Origin of the sequence: Nostoc sp. (assembly GCF_035638895.1) — a bacterium.
Lineage (GTDB): Bacteria > Cyanobacteriota > Cyanobacteriia > Cyanobacteriales > Nostocaceae > Nostoc.
Genome location: NZ_DASQZC010000406.1, coordinates 1 through 4,667 on the forward strand (window position 1 = coordinate 1; position 4,667 = coordinate 4,667).

Consider the following 4,667-nt stretch of genomic DNA (forward strand, 5'->3'; position numbering starts at 1 on the left):
ATGCTACTATGAGCCTTCGTTCGTTACTTGAACAATAGATTGGCTAGATTGGGCTAGATAGATACCCACTAAAACGACGGCAAAAGTCATCCAGTCAAACAAACCTACTTGTTCTGAAAAAATGAACCAAGCGAAAATGGAAGCCAAAACTGGATTGAGGAGAAGGGTAACGGCGACGACGCCTGACGAGAGTCTGCTGAGGCTATAAGTCAAAAGTCCCTGACCCAACACTTGGCAGAAAAGAGCTTGAAAAATGATGAAAAACCACCCCATCCAAGAATAGGGAAACAATCTCTCTTCGATGAATGGGAGAATAGGCAACAGAAACATTGTAGTCACACCACAACGCCAGAGCATTATGGTTGCGGTAGTAAATCGGGTTTGCAGTTGTTCTATCAGCAGCAAATAGGTGGCAATAAAAACTGCGGTTAGAAATGCTAGCGCATCACCAAGTATTTGGTCAGTTGCAAATTGTATGTTATGAAGTTCAAAGGCGATCGCTCCCCCCAACGCTATCACCATACCAATAACAAATCTGTTATCGAAGCGCCGGCCTAATAACAGATATCCAGCCGCAGCAACGAATAAGGGATTTAAATTAGACAGTAAAGCTACGTTAGCAACGCTAGTTTGACTCAGCGACCAAGCCCACAACAACAGGGAGGTCGTTGCAGCACTTCCCATTGCCAATAACAGCCATACATCCTTTTTTGTAAAAGGCTTCTGTTCTATAGGTTGATGATCGGGTTGTTGGCGGCGCAAAGCCTCAAGTCCATTCCACAGCGCAAAGACGACTGCGGCAATCCAACTGCGATGAAATCCTACAGCATTTGCACCAATTTCTTGTTGGCACAATTTTGCTAGAGATGGTGCCAAAGATATGGGAATTAGGGCAACAAATAATGAGATAGCTCCTAGTAAAGCTGGTGTTTCGGAGAATTGTTGCTTTAGTAACAACAGTTTGGTCGTCATACTTTTAACGAAAGTGTTAACTATAGTTTTGACTGATTCCTGAAACGGGAAATTAACAGCAGCTTGGCTAGATATGGCTAAGTATAAACCCATTAAAACTACAGCAAAACCTACCCAATTTGAGAAAGTTAATTTTTCCGAAAATATTACAAGAGCGAAAATGCCGCTAAATAATGGCTCTAATAGATGCACCAAGGAGACAACTACAGAGGAAAACTTGGCAAGGCTATAGGTCAAAAGCCCATGACCTAAAACTTGGCAGATCAGGGCTAGGGAAATCACCCAAAGCCACCCACTGACTGTAGAGGGAAAAACCTGATCTTGAGTGAACAAAAGTATGGGGAAGATGGCTAAAGCCGCGATCGCACTGATCCACAACTGGATTGTGGCGGGAGAAAATTTAGTTCGTAATTTTTCTACGATTAGCAGGTATCCACTCAAGAAAACCGCAGAAACGATCGCAGCAAAGCCTCCTTGAACTTCGTCTGTGGCGATTTGCAGTTCCTCAAATTCTATAGCGATCGCTCCGCCAAGGGCAATGGCCATCCCAATCAGGAACTGGCTCTCAAAAGCCTGACGAAATAACAGCCACACCCCTAAGCTAGTAAATATAGGAGCAAGGTTATGCAACACACTAGAAATCGCAACGCTAGTTTGAGTCAGCGACCAAGCCAAGAAGACTAAAGTGGCAGCCCAAAGAATACCAGCGCCTAGTAATAGATACAGATCCTGACTGGTGTAGGTTTGCTGTTCTCCAGGTTTTTCTAAGGAGAATCGCTGCCGTATTGCTTTGTATCCATGCCATACCAAGAAGACCACACTAGCAAGCCAAAAGCGATTAAATACAGTGGCACTAGGGCTGAGTTCCATTTCGCTCAATTTCATAAAAATAGAGCCAAAAGAAATTGCACCTACACCTACAAGTAATGAAGCGATCGCTATCTTCGTTTGATTGGATACATTCATTAGGAAATTTAAATATATGGTCAAACCCTCTAACCAACCCAGCGCTCTTGGGCAAACCCTACAGCTATTTTGGCTAATAGTGTCACAAAAGCGCCCAATATTAAATATCCCTGACGAGGATGGCGAGATAACAGCAAACCAATGGCTATATTCAGAGGCACAATACCATAAGCTAGGCGGCTCAAAGAGATAGTACCTCCAGAAGCTAACAGCAAACCAATACCGCAAAAGCCATAAATAACTGTAACTGCGGTCAACTGCGTGTGTAAGCGCCACAACACATAGCCACCACCCAAGACCATGAATAAGTTGAGTAAGCTATTGATCCACTCTTCACTTGCCAGAATCAACAAAAATAAGAGTAAAGCATAAAAGCCATAAAATAATTTTACAGAACTAAAACGTTGACGGAAACGCCATAAAAGATAGCCACTGGCAACGATCGCACCAAACAATAAGAGATACCAGGGGTCTTGAATGCCGCCAGAGGGGTTTTGAACCCAACCAAATTGCCAATTATTTGTGCCGACTACAATTTGCATGAGCATATTTAACCAACCCTGCCAATCAAATCCCAAAGTTGGTCGCCATCCCCGTTGTGCTTCGATAAAAGCTAAAGGATTGCCAAAATAAATCGCACAATACAAACTAAATAGAAGTATGCCAATAGCGGTAGTAAAACCAGCTATATAGGCAATGGGTGGTCGGCGTTCTTTCCACGCTGCGATCGCAAATGCTGGAATTAGTGCCATACCTGTAGGACGTGTTGCTGTCGCCATCGCGCCCCAAAGCGCAGTCCAGCCATACTGCTTTTTATCAAACGACCGCAAAGCCGATGTACTCAAAAACAAATACAGCCCCTCTGTGTAAATCACTCCCGTAAACATGGAAGATGGATACAAAGAAACTACAGCAGTCGTCCACTGGGCTGCATTGATGCCATAATTCTCTTTAATCCAAAAGTACAAACAGTAAAGGGCTGCGAAAAATGCTAAGTTGTTGACTAACGTACCTGCTAATTCAAACGGCAAGCCGAGTTTCATCAAAACCCAAATGCTTAAGGGAAACAGGGGAAAAAAGGCCAGATTGTGTTGTTTGCCGTCATTAACAAATTCATATCCAGAAGTAGCGATCGTTCGGTAATGCATACTATCCCATGCATCAACAAACCCCCAGCCAAAATGGGGCAAAAATTCTTCTGTTGGTAACGGTAGTTTTGGCGCAACCAGCAACATAGCAGTCCAGATGAAGATTCGGCTGGCAAGCCATATTGCTGCTGGAAACAGGAAATCATTTTTCCATAAAACTTTTTTTATAACTATCTGAACTTTAACCATAAGCTTGAGTGCTTCAACAAACTCCTTTATGCATTTTTTTACATATAGCTGCAAGACAGCAATTTATGAGTAACATTTTGCATATTAAATCTTCCAACAACATAATTAAAAAACTGGACAGATTAGTAATTAATTGAAATTATTTCCTATTTGGGGACTTTTGACAATTGTCTCGGAATTTATCTTTAAAATATACTATTTATAAATACAAACTTTGTCTAGTTGTATGGAAATTGAGCAGCTTTAGGGCGTATTTTAGAAGATGTTTTAAACAAAGTGTAGGGGTTAATTCCCCATCCCCAAAGGGAATTGCTTGTTTTGAGTTGGGGTTTAAATCCCCATCTCAAAACGTAATTGCGAATTGCGAATTGCGAATTGTTTAAAGTGGGTAGCTACTGTAAGAAAGCTCACAGGGCGTATGCTGAAATTTGTAGAAACCAGCACCCTGTGGGCAAATGAGTAAAGCATACCGTAGCAAAATGCTTGGATGGAAAGATGCAAAATCCTCGTCAAGAACTTTGAGAGAACTTTAGAAGACAGCCACTACCAAGGTAAATCTTTGTTTTATTCGGTTGATGGTTAAGAGGCTTGCTGCACCTTCTTAGATGTCAAATCGGTTCTATAATTTAGATGCAAAGATGCAGCTTTGAAGAATAAAGCGATCGGTACTCAAGATTATTTGTCGGTAGTAATGCGTGTTAACACCAACTGGGTGGAAGAGTTGTGGAGGCTTTTGGGGAGAGATAAGGGGGATGTAGCTTTAGCTTCCCGCAGGGTGAAGGATGAGGGAGATGAGGGAGGATTAGAAAATCAAAGTCGAGCCTCAGAAGGTCAACGTCGAGCCTCAGAAGGTCAAAGTCGAGCCTCAGAAGGTCAACGTTCAGCCTCAGAACTCGGAACTCCGCAATATTTAATATCTAAACTTAAAGAAAACGAACAGCGCAACCTCCGCACGGTGTTAATTTTTGATCAATTTGAGGAATTTTTCTTTGTTTACACCGAACCTGCACAAAGCAAGCAATTCTTTGAGTTTCTGGGAGAGTGTCTGAATGTTCTATCGGTGAAAGTTATCTTATCGCTGCGGGTAGATTACATCCATTGTTTTCATCCCCTCGACGCTTGTTATCGAAGAGGACTTGGGGATGGGGAGACAAGGAGACTTGGGGAATTGTCTTCCCATCCCCAAGTCGTGCGGCAACGCCCAAGGGTTTAAGACCCCCACCACTTTTTGGTGGACTTGAATCAGGTGGGGTCTGAATCCCCATCTGATTTCCTCCCCTTGTCCCCTTGTCCCCTTGTCTCTTTCTTCAATTTACATCTTTTAGGGAATGAAACAGCCCTGCCTTTTTAAGGGGGGTTAGGGAGATCGACTCTTAACCGAGCAGTATTGAA

2 protein-coding genes and 1 pseudogene are annotated in these 4,667 nt (G+C 42.8%); 1 reads left to right on the top strand and 2 read right to left on the bottom strand.

What is annotated here, in order from left to right:
• Positions 1-6: 6 nt before the first annotated feature.
• The gene (locus VE944_RS20110) at positions 7-1,938 is read right to left on the bottom strand and encodes a DMT family transporter (protein ID WP_324980855.1); all 1,932 of its coding nucleotides are present in this window, start codon (positions 1,936-1,938) and stop codon (positions 7-9) included.
• A gap of 29 nt (positions 1,939-1,967) precedes the next feature.
• Complete coding sequence (locus tag VE944_RS20115; protein ID WP_324980858.1) at positions 1,968-3,275, bottom strand: mannosyltransferase family protein; 1,308 nt, start codon at positions 3,273-3,275, stop codon at positions 1,968-1,970.
• A gap of 643 nt (positions 3,276-3,918) precedes the next feature.
• Between VE944_RS20115 and VE944_RS20120 the strand changes: the two are divergent.
• A pseudogene (locus VE944_RS20120) lies at positions 3,919-4,374 on the top strand (nSTAND1 domain-containing NTPase); the annotation flags it as partial.
• Positions 4,375-4,667: the final 293 nt, after the last annotated feature.

Excerpts from the sequence above, each read along its gene's own strand:
- VE944_RS20110 (WP_324980855.1), bottom strand. The coding sequence starts at position 1,938 with ATGAATGTATCCAATCAAACGAAGATAGCGATCGCTTCATTACTTGTA.
- VE944_RS20115 (WP_324980858.1), bottom strand. The coding sequence starts at position 3,275 with ATGGTTAAAGTTCAGATAGTTATAAAAAAAGTTTTATGGAAAAATGAT.